This is a genomic window from Flavobacterium urumqiense (assembly GCF_900108015.1).
GTDB classification, from domain to species: domain Bacteria; phylum Bacteroidota; class Bacteroidia; order Flavobacteriales; family Flavobacteriaceae; genus Flavobacterium; species Flavobacterium urumqiense.
Map to the genome: position 1 here is coordinate 94,676 of NZ_FNVP01000003.1, position 13,316 is coordinate 107,991.

Consider the following 13,316-nt stretch of genomic DNA (forward strand, 5'->3'; position numbering starts at 1 on the left):
GTTAATTAGGTAATTTACATCGAATAGCAGTTTTTGACCAGCGTGGTCCGCCAGCTTCGTATATTGGCGGGAGTCAAAACGTAAATGCCTATCAAAGTTAATTTATCGGTCAGGGAATTTGTGTTTAAAAGTGAAGGAAAACGCCTCTGATGCGCAAAGTCAGAGACATTCGCGCAGCATTAACGAGAAATATATTTATTAGAAGAACACTTTGCGGAGCGGTTTTTTTTAGCGCTATAATATATTTATTGATTCTCGAGTATTTAGTATCTTGCAACCATGTTTCAACAATTATTTAAAAGCATTCAGGAAAAAGTACTACTGACTCAGGAAGAAATGGAGCTGTGTAAAACGTTTTTTATTCCTAAAAAGTTACGTAAAAAACAAACACTGTTGCAAGAAGGAGACATTTGTATCTACAATGCATTTATTGAAAAAGGAATTCTACGATCTTTTACAATGGATGAAAAAGGAAATGAACACATTGTGCAATTTGCAATTGAAGGCTGGTGGATTACGGATTTGTCCAGTTTCCTAACTAACAGCGCTTCAGTTTACACGATTGAAGCGCTCGAAGATTCTGAATTACTTTTGTTGACAACATCGGCTAGAGAAGCGCTGATGGATAAAATTCCAATGTTTGAAAGGTACCAACGCTTGTTGTTACAAAATGCCTATATCGCCAATCAAGCCAGAATAAATTCAGCTTTAACAGAAACTGCTGAAGAAAAATACATCAATTTAGCAAACGCCTATCCCGGAATTGTGAAACGTGTTCCCCAACACATGATTGCTTCTTATCTTGGACTTACACCAGAAACATTGAGTCGTGTCCGAAAGCAAATTAACAATCGCAAATAATTTTAATTGATTTAGATCAATAGCATTTCTTGTTTTGCATCAACAGAAACTTTTGGTTTATAGCCTTAAATTTGCCAAGTAAATAAAAGTCAATGTCAAATAAAAAAACATTTGCAGTCATTAATGTTTCAGAACCCAAGAGCCTATTTTTAGCCAAGCAAATTGCCAAAGCGAATCCGGTTTTGCTATTTGATCAAAATCCGACGACACTTTTGGAGGTTCATACCCAAATACTTATAGAGAATCCAGAGGCAAAAGTGGAAATGATGATTTGTCCAACCAATGCAAGTTGGGAAGCAGATATCATTATACTTTCAAATTATGCTGCAACAGATATTATTCTCGCTGAAAAAATCAGAAAAGTGGCAACAGGTAAAATTGTACTTATTTTGGAAAACGAAAAGAATCCCATGCACTTCGAAAATCCTGTAGATAAGCTTCAACAGTTATTTCCTTTTTCAAAAGTCATTCAGAGTATTGAAATACCGGAGGATTTAACGAGCTCCCTTTTTTTAAAAGGAAAGGATGCAGATGCCTTGAAAACTATCTTGACCCTTTACACAAATATTGGATTTAAAACCAATATTTTAATTTAAAACACAATTAATTTAAAACTATTACAAATGAGTGAATCAATTTTATTACAATCGTACCAACTGGGAGATAATACCCTAAGCAACCGAATGGTTATGGCACCCATGACACGAAGTCGTTCTAATAATAAAGGAAATGTTGCCACGAGACTTACAGCACAATATTATGCACAGAGAGCCACGGCTGGTTTGATAATCACTGAAGGTACTTTTGTGAGTACAAAAGCTGTTGGATTTATAAATGTGCCCGGAATTTATAGCGAAGAACAAACGGAAGGTTGGAAACTCGTTACACAAGCAGTACACGAAAAAGGAGGAACCATATTTACACAATTGTGGCATACCGGACGATTGTCACATCCTGATTTGCATAATGGCGATTTACCGCATGCACCATCAGCACTGAATCCTCTTGCTAAAGCCTACACAAACGACGGTTTTGTGGATACGGTGACACCAAAAGAAATGACAATTGAAGATATTAAACAAACGGTTTTGGATTTTAAAAACGGAGCTAAAAATGCTGTTATAGCCGGTTTTGATGGAATCGAATTGCATGCTGCCAATGGCTATTTATTGCAACAATTTTTTAACGGCTATTCCAATCATCGTACCGATGAATATGGTGGTAAAATAGAAAATAAAGCCCGAATTTTATTTGATATTTTGGATGCATTAGAAGGTGTTATTGATTATGCTAAAGTGGGTGTTCGATTGAACCCAACCTTGCACAATTCACAAGGAATGATGCTGGATGAAGATACAATTCCTACGCATGAATATATTGTAAACCGTTTGAATGATTATGGTTTAGCGTATGTGCATTTGACAGAGCCTTTTACGCCAGTTGATGATGTGCCATTCGCTGTTACTGAAGTGGCCAAACATTTCAGACCATTTTACAAAGGAACATTAATCATTAATAAAAGTTTTACTAAAGAATCAGGTGTAAATATTATTGAAAATGGGTATGCAGATCTTGTTGCTTATGGAGTTCCATTTATTGCTAATCCAGATTTAGTAGCTCGTTTTGAAGCAGATGCGCCGTTAAACACACCAGATCAAAGCACGTTTTATACCGATACCGAAAAGGGTTATATTGATTACCCGGAAATGGTTGGGTAAGTTGAAACCCACCAATACTATAAAGAATCTAAAAATTATATGTTGCGGTTATATTTTATAATTCACCAAAAAGCCCGCATTTTTCGGGCTTTTTAAGTATTGGAAAACAGCTTGTAACGTTGTCTAAATGGGAATTAAGCTTTAATATTTGTGATCGTATCTGTTTTGCAAGCTTGTTTGTTGATAGTTGACATTGCAATTCCAGTTAATGTTGCATCCGTTTTTTTCTTTTTATCGACGGTCATTGCCAACAGATTGGCTGCTTTGTTTTCTCCCAATGTTTTGGCAAAAGCATGCAAAGTACCATAGGTTGCAATTTCATAATGTTTTACTTTTTGTTCTGCAGCAATAATTCCGGCATTTCGCACGACACCGATATCTGTTTCCTTAATTAAACCATCCACCTCTTTTAATATACCCTGCAGTTGCGCAACCGACTGCGCTACAGCATTTGGACGGACTAGAAAAAGCCCGAACGCAAAAGGAAAAAGCTGATGCGACCAAGGATTGACAAAGACCATGCTTATGCTTGGGAGCAGAACCAGTAATGCTCTGCATTCACGAATACCAAAAAGAAAACTAAAAAGCGCGAGTAAAAGGAGGCTGGCGAATCGCTCAAAGTCCAATTCTAACCACTACAATTAGCGTACTACGGCTCAAGAAAAAAGGCTATCAATGCATGTTGGGGATTTACATGGAACTCAACCCATCACTTTGTGAACCGCAGTAAACGAGACCCGCAAGTACGGCGGTGTGAGAGGCGCACTCCGTCGGTTTCTGGCGGAGCCGTCTACTCGATTAGGGGTAGTTTTTTTTATTTCTGTTTAAACCTATTGTCAAATTGTAATTTTTGTGTGGAAATTACTTTGATTTTTGCTGAGTCAGGATGATTTGGATTGATTAAATAATTAAATTCAGGAGGAACTATACTACTAGGAACTTTTAATACAGCAGCATCTTTTTGTGAAACAAAATCATCGCCAATGTATTGTGTTTCAAGAATTGGGGGTTTGGAATTCCAATTCTCAGGTAATTCGTCTATAGATAATTCTAATATTTCGATATCGTCTGGTATATCAATTTCGACGTAGAATCTATCTTTTGGTAAATCTTCTGAAAAGTCTAAATGTACAGAAATTTCAAGAGTTGCAAGAGCACGAGATTCAGCTGTATAAACGAGAGATGTATTTAAACTATTCCATCTATATCCTTCAGTTGAAGCAGCTCCAACCCCTTGTAATGCAGTATCTAAATATTTTTCTCTTTCAATTCTATATACTATCATTAAGCTAGATTTCCATATTCAATTCTATTTAAACAATTTTTTACTTCTTGTATTCCTGTAATAGAATCCAATAGACTTTCTGGTGAATTACCCCCTAAAGAAATGTTTTGTTTTTTCATCCAGCGTTGAAATTTTTCTTCTTCATTATTAAAAACTTCTATTCCAAAATCAACTAGTTCAGTAAGAAGTAATATAATTTCACTGTCCCTACCATTTAACAATGATTTTTCTCTTCTTTTTTTATTATATGTTGTCTGTGGTAACCCGAAAATGTGTAAAACATCTTTTACGGGAACATTAATTCTTTTACTTATAACGTCAATCGTGGCATAAGGAATACCTGCTCTTATAATACCTACTCTTTCAAGTTTTGATGCCCAACTGTATTCATGCCCTTCTGATTCTAATCTCCATTTTGATGACGATATTCTAGCAGTTTTAGCTCGTTCAATACTTTCTTTTGGATCAAATGTTTTCCGTGTTCTAATTCCTTTTTTCATATTTACAGCATAATTGTTGTAAATATACAACAATTATGCTGTAAAATACAAATGCTGTCTAAAATAAGTGCTAATGTCTTGATACTACAGCGGGTTTGGTATTAAATTAAGCCCATTATTCGGATTTGCCAAATCTCCTTGATACAAAACCAACTTCAAATTAGGCCTAAAACCCAAATTGCTTGTAGCGTGTGTGTGTGCCTTGCATGCACTTCCAATTTCTCAAAAGTAGGAATTTTATCTAGAGGGTGCAAGTCCCTTATCGGCAAGTTGTTGATTTATATTGAGCCGATTAGCACGTGGCAAGCTGGTTTGGGGCGACCCATGCAGTGAAGGAAGCCAAACGGCAAAAGTCTGTACCGAGGAACACAAAGCGCATAAAAGGCTAACTAAATTGGGTAAGCATGCACAGCAATGCGAAGCCTTGAGACAACAGGTTTAGTTAGTAGATGCGTCGGGGATAGACGGAAAGAGGAAGTGCTTACCGAGGGAGGTCTTCATAACCACGAGTGGTTGGGTGAAGAAGTCAGCAGAAGTCATAGTACTTGGGGCAACGAGTTACCAATAGAAAGGTATAGGACTCACAAACAAGGAAGGACTGAACGCAAGTGGTTCTTAATTTCTAACGGAATGGCGTAAGTCATAGCCCTAGAAAAGCGGAACAGGAAGAATTTAATGTAAAACACCAAGCATGATTGCACAAGTAACACATCCTTACAATCTCCAAAAGGCGCTACGCCAAGTAGTGGTCAATAAAGGCAGTGCGGGTGTTGATGGCTTAAAAACCACTCAACTGGCGGATTATTTCCGTGAACACAAGCCTGTATTACTGGAAGATATAAAGAATGATCGTTACTTGCCGCAACCCATTCTTGGAGTGGAGATTCCAAAAGGAAATGGTAAAACAAGACTTTTAGGAATCCCAACAGTGGTTGACCGGCTACTTCAACAAGCCGTATCGCAAGCGATGATGCCAAGATTCGAAAAGGATTTTAGTGTGAACAGCTTCAAATTTCGACCCAACAAAAATGCCCGCCAAGCGGTAGGCAAAGCCCTGGGAAACATCCACGAAGGCTACAGTTATATTGTAGATATTGACCTAAAGACCTTCTTTGACCAAGTGGATCATTGCTTGCTGATGAACCTAATTTACCAAAAGGTAAAATGCCCAACGACTTTGCGATTAATCCGCAAATGGTTGCGAGTGCCAATACTCATCAAAGGAAAACTGGTCAAACGACGAAAAGGTGTTCCTCAGGGAAGCCCGATAAGTCCGCTTTTGTCAAATATTTTACTCCACGAATTGGATAAAGAACTGACACGAAAAGGCTTGAAGTTTGTCCGTTATGCCGATGACTTTAGTATCTACACCAAATCGAAAACCCAAGCCAAAACGGTTGGTAACGCGATCTTTCTGTTTTTGAGAGATAAGTTGAAACTGACCATAAATCTGGAAAAAAGCGGGATTAGAAAACCGATTCAGTTCACAATATTGGGATTTTCGTTTGCATCGACTTATCAAAAACGAGTAAAAGGCAGGTATCAGTTAACCGTAGGGGACAAAGCTTGGGCAAAACTCAAGCAGAGTTTAAAAGAAGTGACACGCAAAACCGCACCGAGAAGTTTCGAGGAACGCATCCGTAAAATCAATGAAATCCAGCGAGGATGGTTAAACTATTTTCGGGGGACGAGTATTCAAGGGAAGTTACGAGATATTGATGGATGGTTGCGAAACCGACTGCGTTATTGCATTTGGACGGACTGGAAAAAGCCCGAACGCAAAAGGAAAAACCTGATGCGACTAGGAATTGACAAAGACCATGCTTACGCTTGGAGCAGAACCAGAAAAGGAGGCTGGCGAATCGCTCAGAGTCCAATTCTTACCACTACAATTACCCTACTGCGGCTCAATAAGAAAGGCTATCAATCAATGTTGGAAATTTACATGAAACTCAACCCATCACTTTGCGAACCGCCGTATACGAGACCCTTACGTACGGTGGTGTGAGAGGCGCACTCCGTCAGTTTCTGGCGGAGCCGTCTACTCGATTGGGCAATCGGCAATTTTAGTGTATTGCTACATTCTGATTTAATAATTCTACATTAAAATTAATTTTCGCATTTAAAGCTCTAAAAACTTTAATAACCGTATCGAATCTTGCGTCAGTTAAGCTATTTTCAATTTTTGAAATTTGAGCTTTTTTCACGCCAACTAACTCTCCTAATTGTTCTTGTGTCAAATTTCGTTCTTTACGAATTTGTTTAATTGTTTGACCAATCAAATCAATTTTCAATTCATTTTCAAAATTTTCTCTATTTATTGTTCCTTTTTCTCCAACGAATTTATCTGTTACTTCTTCTAAACTATATGTTTTCATAATCTTATTTCTTTTCGTTAAAATATTTCACTCTTAATGATTCTGCTCTTTCAATTTCTACTTTCGGGGTTTTGTCTGTTTTCTTTATAATGCCGTGAGTAGAAATCACTACTGTATCTTTTTTATCTGATTTATCCCAAAAAGCAAAAAGTCTCAAATATTGTTTGTTGTATAAAGTTCTAAATTCCCAAATCTCGCCATCGAGTTTTTTGAATAGTTCATTATCGTTTATGCTTCTCGATTTCCAAATATTATAAAGTATTTTTTCTCTAGATTTCGGGTCTAGATTTTCTAAAAACTCTATAACTGGTTCAAGAAATTCAACTTTAAATTTATAATCCATTTTTCAGTAATCTTAATTTTCTGTAAAGATATAAGTTTCCTTTTTAAGAAACAAATGTTGTTGATTTTTCGGATTTTCGTTGCTGTTGCCCAACTTGTATATAGGTCTGATAAAATCAGACCTATCACCCCAAATTTAGAGAGATAGGTCTGACAGCGGTCAGACTTTATTTCAAATCAAATGTATAAATATTTTTTTACAAATCATCAAATGGACTTTTTATTTGTTGAATACTTTTCGTACTTACGTGGGTATAAATTTCAGTAGTTTTACTGCTACTATGCCCTAATAATTCTTGTATATATCTAAGATCGGTGCCGCTTTCTAGAAAATGAGTAGCGAAACTGTGTCTCAACCAATGTAAAGTTACGGGCTTATTTATACCTGTTTTTTGTAGTGCTTGTTTTAAAATACTTTGCAGACTTTTTTCAGAATAAGGCATGCCAGCAAATTGTCCTTCAAAAAGCCAAGTTTTAGGTTTGTAACCGCTATAATATTCTTTAAGCATGACTAATATTTTTGATGATAAAGGTGTAATTCTGTCTTTCTTACCTTTACTTTATCTAATGATAACAATCCCTCTCTTTAAATCGATATCATTAGCCTTTAATTTTAAAAGTTCGCTCCGCCATAAGCCACAACTATAAATCAGACTTAACATCATTTTATGTTTAATATTAATGTGGGCTTAACTTCAATTTTTGTTTCTCTGACTGTCATAAAATACAGTTTTATCGCATTAACGGTTTGATTCTGGTACGAAGCCGAAAGATTATTCTTTAGAATATACTCGTTGTTATAGATAATCACGTCCTCATTATTGATTTCTACAACTGATTTTTCTCGATAGAAAATCAGGAAAGATTTTAAGGCTTCGCTATAAGTACTAATGGTGCTTTCGCTATAGCGTTTAGAACGAAGCCATTGTTTGAATTTCTCTATTTGAAGAATTCCCTCAGCGGAAGGGAGCGAATTTGCCAAGGGCTCTATCTTGAAACGTTCTCTATTTTCGATTGTATCTGGTATGTGCCATACCGTTTTTTGCTGGCTCCATCGTGCTCCTGCTATTTGTTTGATACGTGCGATCAGGTCTTGATTTTTTTCAAAATAGATGGCAATTCTATTTTCGCTATTGTTTTTTATCAATCTTGCTGACCAAGCCATATTGTGTTGATTTTGTGAGTGAAAGATACTGATTTTTTTTACAAATGCTGTTTTATTCCAGTAAATGGTTCTTACGGCACGGATGCTTTTTTTTGCGTAAGGGATAGCAGTGAAAATCCTTTTGTGAAGCGAAGCAGAATAAAAGATTGCAACGGATAGCCCGACCTTGTTGCTGTAAAAAATAGGATTTGTAGACATACTTTCTGCAACAAGGTCACGCCCAAATTATCAAGATTCGGAAGCTGATTGATGTTGGTTTCGAAATAATTTTAAACAAAAAAGGTAGTGTATTTTGCGAAAAACTTTGCGAACTTTGCGACAAAAGTAAAGAATATGAAAATCAACTTAAAAAACGGAATCGATAAGCTCCTTTTCGGAATGAAACAGAATGATGTTACCGCTGTTTACGGTAAGCCGGACCGGAATTATAAAGACGAAGACAACAATGTGATTTTTGCATATAATGCATTGAAAGTGCGTTTGACGTTCTATGTTGAAGAAGAATTGAAATTAGGTTATATTGTAGCTTCGAGTCCGGACTTGGAATTATTTGGGACTAAAATTATCAATAAAAAAATCAGTGAAGTCAAAAAAGAATTGGCTCCAAAAGGACTGATTAAATTCACACAAGAAGAATTTGATACTTTTGAAAACTATTTTAACGAAGACAACTGGATTATTTTTCAGACGGAATTTGATGAGGTGGTAAAGTTTGAGATTGGTGCGATTATCAATCAAAAAGATGAATTCGACTGGAAATTTGGGAAGAAGTAATAGTACTGATTTATGCCTTACAGCGAACAGTTCCTGCAAAAAAAACGAATTTTTAAAATGTTTTTTTAATCTGTCTTATCTATGTGTTGAATTTTTGATTAATTAAGTTTTACTGAAATAGATTGAAATGATAAACCCGACAATTTTCACCAAAGTGAATTGTCGGGTTTATTTATTTTATACTTTTTGAAATTTACTGTTTTGCTACAGGTTGTTTTTCAAACATTTCCAACTCAAAAACAAGGTTAGTATTTGGTGGGATAACTCCTCCAGCGCCTCTTTCTCCATACGCTAATTTAGAGGGGATAAAAATCACCGCTTTGTCTCCATATGACATTAGTGCTAATGCTTCCATAAATCCTGGAATCATACCTTCTTTTTTACCTGCTACAAAAGGAAAAGCCTGGTATCCGTTTTGCGCGGCTCTGTTGGCATCGTATTTTCCATAGACTTTAGAAACGTCTTCATAACTGCTGTCAAATAAGGTTCCGTCTTCAAAATATCCTGCATAATGAAAGTAGAAAGTCGATCCATCAACAGGTTTTACTCCATTTCCTTTTTGAACTATTTTATACGCTAAACCAGAAGCTGTTGTAGTTGCGCCTGCTTTTGCAGTTGCTAGGGAAGCTACTTTTGCAGCAATAACGGGAGCATATTGTTGCGTGTATGCTTTTTTGCTTTCTGCTTGAATCTCAGTTTGCTTTTTTTGATTTTCAGCGTCAATCAATGCTTGTTTTTTAGCGTCTTCGGCTTTGTTGCCATAGTAGTCTGCGAATACTTTTGGAGCATCAAATTTTTTAGCCAAAAGTCCTTTTCTGATGATTGTGATTTTAGTGATTATATCATTTTGAGCAATCCCGTTCACAATTTTCATTCCTTGGGTAACATGACCAAAAATAGTGTGTTTTCCGTTTAACCAAGGCGTTTCTTTATGGGTAATAAAAAATTGGCTGCCATTAGTTAAAGGTCCAGAATTAGCCATTGCCAAAATTCCACCCTTATCAAATTTCAAATCTGTAAATTCATCTTTGAACGCATAACCGGGTCCACCAGATCCATTTCCTGAAGGATCACCACCCTGAATCATAAAATCCTTGATGACTCTCTGAAATTTTAAACCGTCAAAAAAAGGTTTGCCTTTTAATTTATCGTCTAAAATAAAAGTGTTTGTTCCTTCAGCAAGAGCAATAAAGTTCGCTACGGTTACCGGTGTTTTTGCATACTCCAATTGAACTACAATATCTCCTTTTGTAGTTGAAATTGTTGCAAAAATCCCTTCGGTTGAGACAGGAATTTTTGGAGTTACCTTAACTGCAGTTATTGGTTTTTTACCTGTAACTGGTTTCTTTTTAACTTGGGCTTGCATGTTGAGTACGCCCAAAAATAATAAAAGTAGAATTTTAGATTTCATTTTCTTAATAATTTAAGTCTGACAAATTTTTGAATTTTTATAAAATGCTATTGGGGCATCGATTCTAATAATTCGATTTCGAAAATAATATTGGCGTTTGGAGGAATTACTCCGCCAGCGCCTGCTGCTCCATAACCTAATCTTGAAGGGATAAAAAGTACTGCTTTATCTCCAAAAGACAATTGCTCCAATCCCTCAATGAAACCAGGAATCATGCCATCTTTTTTCCCTGCCTGAAAAGGGATTGGTTGGTATCCGTTTTGTGCCGCTCTATTTTCGTCGTATTTTCCAAAAGTTTTAGCTACGTCTGCAATACTTGCGTCAAATAATTCTCCATCTTCCAGAAAACCTGCATAATGAATAAATACATTGGCGCCATTAGCTGGTTTTTTTCCACCGCCTTTTTTTATTATAACGTATTTTAAACCAGTGGGAGTTATTGTTGCTTTTGCTTTTAAATCAGCAAAATAAGCTATTTTTTGATTGCGTACATCTTTGTATTTTGTGTCATACACTCTTTTGTTTTCGGCATCAATAGCCAATTTTTTCTTTTGGTTTTCTGATTCTACGGCAAAATAATCATGAAATGTTTTTACGGCATCAAACTTTTTTGCCGCTTCGCCATTTCTGATAATGGTTACTTTATTCATGTAGTCATTTTGTTCGATTTTGTTGACTACTTCCATTCCTTTATCGACAACATGGCCAAAAATAGTGTGTTTGCCATCTAACCAAGGAGTTGCAACGTGAGTAATGAAAAACTGACTGCTGTTAGTCGTTGGACCATTATTGGCCATAGCCAAAACACCAGCTTTGTCAAATCTCAAATCAGAAAATTCATCTTTAAATTTATATCCTGTATCACCAGATCCCGTTCCTAATGGATCTCCACCTTGAACCATAAAATCTTTTATTACTCTGTGGAATTTTAATCCGTCAAAAAATGGTCTGTTTTTAAGATTTTCATTGGTGACAAATTCATTTTTTCCTTCGGCCAAAGTCACAAAGTTTGCCACTGTGATAGGCGCTTTTTCAAAATCTAATTGTACAATAATTTCTCCTTTATTGGTTTCAATTTTTGCATACAAACCATCAGGAAGATTGTTGTGTTCTTCTTTACAAGAATAAAATGAGGCAATTACGAGGAATACGAGAAGGATGCTTTTTTTCATATTAAGTTATATTTGTTTTTTTATTGTGTTAAAGTATCTTTTATTGGGGTTTCAGTTAGAACTTCTGGTTTTACAGCAGGAGCAGGAGTCGGAGCTGTTCTTTTAATTTCATTTTTTTTATTATAGACTGCTTCCGGCATAAAATCACGCAAAGTTACGATACAAAGTAAAGGTTGATTAACGCCAATTTTCTTGTTGTCACCATGATAACCAAAGCCCATGTGAGAAGTGAAAAGGAAATTTACTTTCTCTTTTTTATGCATTAGTTTTATCCCATCTCTCAAACCCATCATGATATTTTGTTTGTCAACATAATATATTTGAGGTCTCAATTCTACTTCAGAATAAATGACATTTCCTTTTAAATCTTTTATTTCATAATCAAAGAATGCTACATCTCCTTTTTTTGGAGTTAGTGTATCCAATTCGTTTTTTGTAATATAGGAGTACCAATATCCTTTTGTCGAAGCGATAAATTTTACGTTTGAATTTCTTTTGATTACAGCATCAATTTGTGCTTCTTCGCCTGAAATTAATTTTTTATTTCGCTCGATCGACTTCTTCATAAAACTTCCCGAAGCTTGTGAAATAGGTCTTCTGGCTTCCTGGTGTTGTTTGCAACTGGAAACTAATAGAGCTAAAAACAATACAATTGCAAGTGCATGGCTATTTTTCATGATGTATTATAGGGTTAGTTTTTGTACTAAATCTTCAAATTTATTTACTGTTTCCTCCATGGAAAGTTCTGATTTTCCACCTGCAGCATTGCGGTGTCCGCCACCGTTGAAATAATCTCTTGCAAATTGATTGACATCAAAATCACCTTGCGAACGAAACGAAATTTTGATTATTTTTTCTTCTCTATTTTCGATAAAAATAGCGGTAAAATTAATTCCTTTTATACTCAATCCGTAATTTACAATTCCTTCCGTATCCCCTTTTAGATAATCAAAAGAGTGCAATTCGTCTTGTGTCAGTGTTGTATACGCCGTTTTGTGTTCCGGGATCACTTTCATGTTTTGTAGTGCTCTACCCAATAATTGTAAACGCCCATAAGAACTGTTGTCAAAAAGCAAAGTTGGGATCTCCGTATTTTCGACACCTAAATCTATTAATTCTGCAATAATTCGATGCGTAGTTCCAGTTGTTTTTGGAAACCGAAAAGACCCTGAATCCGTCAGAATTCCGGTATAAATGCAAGTTCCAATAGTTTTGTCAATGTCTGCTTTTTTGCCAAGAAGACAAATGAAGTTGTACAACATTTCGCAAGTGGATCCAAAAGAGGTGTCAGAATACGTAAATGCGGCGTAATCATCTGGTTTTTGATGATGATCAATCATTATGAACGTTGATTTTAGGGTGTTCAAAACGTTTTCCATTTCACCTACGCGGTGCAAAGCATTGAAATCTAATGTGAAAATAAGCTCTGCTTCCTTAAGAATTTTGGTGCAGTTTTCTTTGTCTTTTTCGTATATTTTAACAGTTTCTGATCCTGGCATCCAAGCCAAGAAATCAGGAAATTCATTTGGTGAAACTACAACTGGATGGTGGTGATTTTTTAATAAAAAATGATACAATCCTAAAGTAGAACCCATAGCATCGCCATCAGGACCTCGGTGTGGGATTATGGCAATTTTTTTTGGAGTTGATAACAACAACTGTAGCGCTTGAATGTCTTGTATTTTCATAGAGTGCGAAATTACATTTTTT

At 35.9% G+C, this 13,316-nt stretch carries 17 protein-coding genes; 6 read left to right on the forward strand and 11 right to left on the reverse strand.

Features of this window, described 5'->3' with window-relative positions:
* The first annotated feature begins 279 nt into the window (after nucleotides 1-279).
* From C4S35_RS05365 to C4S35_RS05375, 3 genes are all read left to right on the forward strand, one after another.
* Complete coding sequence (locus C4S35_RS05365) at nucleotides 280-861, forward strand: Crp/Fnr family transcriptional regulator (RefSeq protein WP_103999193.1); 582 nt, start codon at nucleotides 280-282, stop codon at nucleotides 859-861.
* 92 nt (nucleotides 862-953) lie between these two features.
* A complete protein-coding gene (locus tag C4S35_RS05370; protein ID WP_103999194.1) occupies nucleotides 954-1,457 on the forward strand; it encodes a hypothetical protein in 504 nt (167 codons plus the stop codon).
* A gap of 27 nt (nucleotides 1,458-1,484) precedes the next feature.
* Nucleotides 1,485-2,579, forward strand: a complete 1,095-nt coding sequence (locus C4S35_RS05375) for an alkene reductase (protein ID WP_103999195.1) — start codon at nucleotides 1,485-1,487, stop codon at nucleotides 2,577-2,579.
* Nucleotides 2,580-2,713: 134 nt separating this feature from the next.
* On the opposite strand, the gene C4S35_RS05380 is transcribed toward C4S35_RS05375, so the two are convergent.
* The 3 genes from C4S35_RS05380 to parS form a co-directional block, all read right to left on the reverse strand.
* A complete protein-coding gene (locus C4S35_RS05380) occupies nucleotides 2,714-3,100 on the reverse strand; it encodes a YciE/YciF ferroxidase family protein (RefSeq protein ID WP_103999196.1) in 387 nt (128 codons plus the stop codon).
* Between the two features lie 293 nt (nucleotides 3,101-3,393).
* Nucleotides 3,394-3,864, reverse strand: coding sequence for an RES family NAD+ phosphorylase (locus tag C4S35_RS05385; protein WP_103999197.1), 471 nt, complete (start codon nucleotides 3,862-3,864; stop codon nucleotides 3,394-3,396).
* Nucleotides 3,864-4,364, reverse strand: coding sequence for a type II RES/Xre toxin-antitoxin system antitoxin (gene parS / locus C4S35_RS05390; RefSeq protein WP_103999198.1), 501 nt, complete (start codon nucleotides 4,362-4,364; stop codon nucleotides 3,864-3,866). The genes C4S35_RS05385 and parS overlap by 1 nt, the downstream gene beginning before the upstream one ends.
* Nucleotides 4,365-4,778: 414 nt before the next feature.
* On the opposite strand from parS, the gene C4S35_RS05395 reads away from it, so the two are divergent.
* The gene (locus C4S35_RS05395) at nucleotides 4,779-5,003 is read left to right on the forward strand and encodes a hypothetical protein (protein ID WP_103999199.1); all 225 of its coding nucleotides are present in this window, start codon (nucleotides 4,779-4,781) and stop codon (nucleotides 5,001-5,003) included.
* Nucleotides 5,004-5,055: 52 nt separating this feature from the next.
* Nucleotides 5,056-6,372, forward strand: coding sequence for a group II intron reverse transcriptase/maturase (gene ltrA, locus C4S35_RS05400; RefSeq protein ID WP_103999200.1), 1,317 nt, complete (start codon nucleotides 5,056-5,058; stop codon nucleotides 6,370-6,372).
* Nucleotides 6,373-6,430: 58 nt separating this feature from the next.
* On the opposite strand, the gene C4S35_RS05405 is transcribed toward ltrA, so the two are convergent.
* The 4 genes from C4S35_RS05405 to C4S35_RS15480 form a co-directional block, all read right to left on the reverse strand.
* Nucleotides 6,431-6,742 (reverse strand): helix-turn-helix domain-containing protein, encoded by a 312-nt coding sequence (locus C4S35_RS05405; protein ID WP_103999201.1) that lies wholly within the window; start codon nucleotides 6,740-6,742, stop codon nucleotides 6,431-6,433.
* A gap of 4 nt (nucleotides 6,743-6,746) precedes the next feature.
* On the reverse strand, nucleotides 6,747-7,085 hold the full coding sequence (locus tag C4S35_RS05410) for a type II toxin-antitoxin system RelE/ParE family toxin (RefSeq protein ID WP_103999202.1): 339 nt from the start codon (nucleotides 7,083-7,085) through the stop codon (nucleotides 6,747-6,749).
* 196 nt (nucleotides 7,086-7,281) lie between these two features.
* The gene (locus C4S35_RS15470; protein WP_425269139.1) at nucleotides 7,282-7,593 is read right to left on the reverse strand and encodes a tyrosine-type recombinase/integrase; all 312 of its coding nucleotides are present in this window, start codon (nucleotides 7,591-7,593) and stop codon (nucleotides 7,282-7,284) included.
* Nucleotides 7,594-7,745: 152 nt separating this feature from the next.
* Nucleotides 7,746-8,447 (reverse strand): site-specific integrase, encoded by a 702-nt coding sequence (locus tag C4S35_RS15480; RefSeq protein ID WP_146059518.1) that lies wholly within the window; start codon nucleotides 8,445-8,447, stop codon nucleotides 7,746-7,748.
* A gap of 135 nt (nucleotides 8,448-8,582) precedes the next feature.
* On the opposite strand from C4S35_RS15480, the gene C4S35_RS05420 reads away from it, so the two are divergent.
* Complete coding sequence (locus tag C4S35_RS05420; protein WP_103999203.1) at nucleotides 8,583-9,023, forward strand: hypothetical protein; 441 nt, start codon at nucleotides 8,583-8,585, stop codon at nucleotides 9,021-9,023.
* Between the two features lie 193 nt (nucleotides 9,024-9,216).
* On the opposite strand, the gene C4S35_RS05425 is transcribed toward C4S35_RS05420, so the two are convergent.
* The 4 genes from C4S35_RS05425 to C4S35_RS05440 are packed head-to-tail and all read right to left on the reverse strand — an operon-like array spanning nucleotide 9,217 to nucleotide 13,294.
* A complete protein-coding gene (locus tag C4S35_RS05425; RefSeq protein ID WP_103999204.1) occupies nucleotides 9,217-10,434 on the reverse strand; it encodes a peptidylprolyl isomerase in 1,218 nt (405 codons plus the stop codon).
* Between the two features lie 47 nt (nucleotides 10,435-10,481).
* Nucleotides 10,482-11,606 (reverse strand): peptidylprolyl isomerase, encoded by a 1,125-nt coding sequence (locus tag C4S35_RS05430; protein WP_103999205.1) that lies wholly within the window; start codon nucleotides 11,604-11,606, stop codon nucleotides 10,482-10,484.
* A 20-nt stretch (nucleotides 11,607-11,626) separates the two neighbouring features.
* Nucleotides 11,627-12,283: a gliding motility-associated peptidyl-prolyl isomerase GldI gene (gene gldI, locus C4S35_RS05435; protein ID WP_103999206.1), complete on the reverse strand. Its 657-nt coding sequence runs from the start codon at nucleotides 12,281-12,283 to the stop codon at nucleotides 11,627-11,629.
* A 6-nt stretch (nucleotides 12,284-12,289) separates the two neighbouring features.
* Entirely contained in the window at nucleotides 12,290-13,294 is a 1,005-nt protein-coding gene (locus tag C4S35_RS05440) for a DHH family phosphoesterase (RefSeq protein ID WP_103999207.1), read from the reverse strand.
* Nucleotides 13,295-13,316: the final 22 nt, after the last annotated feature.